This is a genomic window from Fodinibius sp. (assembly GCF_041642155.1).
Lineage (GTDB): Bacteria > Bacteroidota > Rhodothermia > Balneolales > Balneolaceae > Fodinibius.
In genome coordinates this window covers 1-2726 of record NZ_JBEPWZ010000359.1, presented here as the reverse complement: position 1 = coordinate 2726, position 2726 = coordinate 1, and the positions used below count along the sequence as shown (strand labels likewise).

Here is a 2726-nt window from a genome sequence, read left to right as displayed (position 1 = left end):
AATGTTAACCCATTATTATATCAGGCGATGATCAAAAAGTCCCATATATTATCCTTTTCTTTGTTGGTACTTTTGTATTTCTCCGTTGGTATTTGGAAGTATATATCACAGGGAGAGTTACAAAAAGATCATTCCATAAAGGAAGAACAAAATGCTGAAGTAAAAGCAAGTAAAGAGTTTTGGTCTCACTACCAGCAAGCTACTACAAGTCGAACTGCCGGAGACTATGAACAAGCGATACATCATTATAAAGAGGCGCTGAAACGAGATGGGGAACATATGGATGCGTTATACTATCTGGGAAGCATGTATCTGTTTCAGCGGGAATTCAAAGAGGCTGAAAAATACTGGCTACAGCTGGAAGACATCCAGGCGAATACCCCGCGTACTCAACTCCAATTAGGAAAGCTATATTCCTGTATGGATGACGAAAACCCGCTATTTGACCTGGATAGGGCCGAAAAAAAGTATCGCTATGCAAAAGATTTAAACCGGGAAGAGATTGGTGCCCCCCTGCAGTTGTCGAAAATTGCAATACTGGATAACAATATGCTGGAAGCCGGAAAATTATTAGACGCTGTTTTATCAGCAGATAATACAAACTATCAAGCCTTATTTTTAAGAGGCTATATTGACTGGATAGAGAATAAAAAAGAGGCCGGTAAGAAAAAATTAAGGAAAGCCTGGAGGATTTATCAGAGTCTGGGCCAAATACAGCTACATGGCGAGGGAGCTACAAAAAAGGGAGCGAGGGCGATGCTCTCCGAAGATCTGTTTTGTGATATATATCGAAAAACCATTGACAGCTTAATGATGCAAGGTATTAACGAGTTCAATTACGAAACTTTTGACAACCAGTTGGATGTCTCTGAAAATTGATGGAATAGTGCCGGAGATTTTCCACCCTTCTTTACACAGAATACAAATTGTAAGCTTATTTTCATATTCTCCTCTTTTTTACAATATTGCATCTGTGTGGATTGTGGCCGATGTACGAAATACATTACAATGGGTTGTATAAGAGGTTCACCGAAAACAGGGGTTCTCCCCAGCCTATTTCCGTTTGTTAAACATAATATACACGAAAAAAGATGAGGATTATGCATAAGCATTTAAGACAATTATGGACTATACTCTTGGTGACAGGAGTACTGTCGTCCTGTTCGGCCGGAGACGATTTCGATCCCGAAACAGCCGAAATCGTCGGCGAGGAAATGGCTGAACTAACGCTTCCCCCAAATGTGCCTCCACCCATTGACCGGGATCACGCAACAAAGTTAGTTGTAAATATGGAGGTAACGGAAGAGGAAATGCGCCTGGCTGACGGGGTCACCTATACGATGTGGACCTTTGGCGGGGACGTTCCCGGAAAATTTATCCGCGCCCGGGAAGGGGATATGATCGAGTTCCACCTGCAGAATCATCCCGATAACAAACTTCCCCACAATATTGATTTACACTCGGTAAACGGGCCGGGGGGCGGTGCCGAATCAACTTTTACGGCACCGGGACGTGAAACCGTATTTACCTTTCGTGCGCTAAATCCGGGATTATATGTATATCACTGTGCTACAGCCCCTGTCGGCATGCATATTGCCAACGGCATGTACGGACTTATTTTAATTGAGCCGGCCGGGGGACTTTCGGAAGTGGACAAAGAATACTATGTCATGCAAAGCGAGTTTTATACCGAAGGCGACTACGGGGAACGGGGGCTACAGCCGTTTGATATGGACCGGGCGATTGAAGAGGACCCGGAGTATGTGGTCTTTAACGGCTCTGTTGGCTCTATGATGCATGAAAATGCCATAACCGCAGAGCGAGGTGACAATGTCCGTTTATTTGTAGGAAACGGGGGACCTAATTTAACCTCCTCCTTTCATGTCATCGGGGAAATATTTGACAAGGTCTACTATGAGGGCGGCGATCAGGTACAGAATAATGTTCAGACGACCTCCATCCCGGCTGGCGGTTCAGCCATGGTCGAGTTTGAAACGGAGGTGCCCGGTGAATATATACTGGTAGACCACGCTATTTTCCGGGCCTTTAACAAAGGGGCTCTGGCAACCCTCGCTGTCTCCGGCGAAGATGATGAAAACGTCTTTACCGGTCAGCAGCTGGAACAGGTCTATCAGCCGGAAGGGGGGGCTACTCAGGAAATACCCATGGAAGAGCGGTCGATACCCGCCGCCGAAAGCATAGAAGAACAGATGGAATACGGAAAGGAGGTATATACTTCTGTCTGTCAGGCCTGTCACATGCAGGATGGTTCAGGAATTGAGGGCGCCTTTCCACCCGTGGCAAACTCTGATTACCTGAACGAAAATCCGGATCGCGGAATTAGCGCGATCGTTCACGGACTTTCGGGCGAGATCACGGTAAATGGGGAAACCTATGACGGCGTTATGCCCCGGCAAAACCTTACCAACGAAGAAGTCGCAAATGTTACTACCTATATTCTCAATAGTTTTGATAATGAAGGTGGACGGGTTACTCCCGGGGACGTGGAACGTATCCGGGAGCAGGGACCTGTTGAATAACTTGATTACATAGCCTCTTGTTATACCGAAAATCAATACTCTTAATCTTCCTGTTGGCCGGATTTACTCTTTTGGCGCGAGCACAGCCAAACGGTATGGTTACGATAGAACAGGATACCTTTATGCCGTTCTACAGCTCTACCGGCGACAGTGTACGGGTGGAATCCTTTTACATGGATACCCACC

At 45.9% G+C, this 2726-nt stretch carries 2 protein-coding genes; both read left to right on the top strand.

The genetic code is table 11. From position 1 onward, the window contains the following. Positions 1–879: tetratricopeptide repeat protein (locus tag ACESLU_RS13890; protein WP_372639231.1), on the top strand; the 879-nt coding region annotated here is incomplete at its 5' end. Positions 880–1100: 221 nt separating this feature from the next. Then, a complete protein-coding gene (nirK, locus tag ACESLU_RS13885) occupies positions 1101–2540 on the top strand; it encodes a copper-containing nitrite reductase (protein ID WP_372639229.1) in 1440 nt (479 codons plus the stop codon). Positions 2541–2726: the final 186 nt, after the last annotated feature.